This is a genomic window from Nostoc sp. UIC 10890 (assembly GCF_054786515.1).
The window spans coordinates 1-1,506 of the sequence record NZ_JBSGKF010000143.1; the positions used below are offsets into that span (position 1 = coordinate 1).

The 1,506-nt window shown below is 41.0% G+C and carries 1 protein-coding gene; it reads right to left on the reverse strand.

Annotation, left to right across the window (positions count from 1 at the left end):
* Positions 1-1,506, reverse strand: a 1,506-nt coding sequence (locus tag ACWATR_RS39945; RefSeq protein WP_460345895.1) for a condensation domain-containing protein, incomplete at both ends; no start/stop codon positions are given.

Below are 1,506 nucleotides of genomic sequence, written 5' to 3' on the forward strand. Positions count from 1 at the left end.
CATCTGGTGTTTTGGCTACTTGTTCTTCAAATAACTTATGGATGCAAGCATCTTTAGGGTAATCGGCTTGGGTGTTATTCCACTCTACTAATAGTTGATGTCGTTCAGCTGCTGTGAAAAGAGGTAAATTTGAAATATGCTCTTGTGGGTTGGCGACGATACCTTCGAGTAATGTTTGGAAATGTCGCAGCATTCGAGTAATAGTTGCAGTCTTGAATAGGTCTGTGTTGTATTCTAATCCGCCTCTAATAACTTCTGATATCTCTTTTAGTTCAAGGGTTAGATCAAACATTGACCTCCCATTGTGGACTTCTATGGGAGTTAGGGTCAACTCCGGTAGCTCCTTGGCAAGTCTTGGGGTATTCTGAAGGACAAACATCACCTGGAATAGAGCTGAACGGCTCAAATCTCGTTCTGGTTTAAGTTCTTCTACTACTTTCTCGAAGGGTACGTCTTGGTGAGTATAAGCTCCTAAAGCGACTTGGCGTACTCGACCTAGCAGTTTCTGGAAAGGAGGGTTGCCTCCAAAGTTGGTTCGCAGAACTAAAGTATTGACAAAAAATCCAATCAACTCTTCAGTTTCAACTTGGCTACGACCAGCAATAGGAGTACCGATAATGATGTCTTCGTGTTCTGAATAGCGGTAGAGTAATGTCTGAAATGCTGCTAGCAGAGTCATGAATAGAGTAACATCTTCTTGCTCACTCAAGGTTTTGAGTCCTTCAGTTAGACTTTTTGACAGTTCCAGAGATTGGTAATCACCTTGGTAAGTTTGGACTGGTGGACGTGGATAGTCAGTAGGCAGTGGGAGCAGGGGCGGACTACCTTTCAATTGTTGTTTCCAGTAGGACAGTTGAGATTTTAAAACTTCACCTTGTAGCCATTCACGCTGCCAAACGGCAAAGTCTGCATACTGGATGGTTAGTGTAGGAAGAAAGGATGGTTTGTTAGCAGAGAAGGCTTCGTAAAATGCTATCATTTCTCCAAAGAGAATGTCGTAAGACCAACCATCTATGACAATGTGATGTATTGTCATAAGGAGTAAATATGTCTCTTCACCTAGCCGTAAAAGTTTGACTCGAAACAATGGGCCAGTGGCTAGATCGAAGGGTTGCTCAATTTGAGAGGTAGTTTGTAACTGAATCTCAGCATCTTGATCCTCAGAAGAAAATTCTCGGAGGTCTATAACTGACAAAGCTAAAGTTGTGTATGGGTTTACAACTTGAACAGGTTGCCCATCAACAGATGGAAAAGTAGTTCGTAAAACATCGTGGCGTTGAATAATACTAGCCAGGCTTTGTTCTAGAACAGTTACACTGACATGACCCGTTAGATAAAAGGCTATTGGTAAATTATAAACAAAACTATTGGGTTCCCAATATTCCAAGAACCAAAGTCGTTCCTGAGAAAAAGACAAGGGAATAAAGTTAATCTTTTTTGATTTTTGCAGGAGTAATTCTGCTAGAATTTTACGCTTTTCTTCTAGTGATAGACTAAGTACTTCAT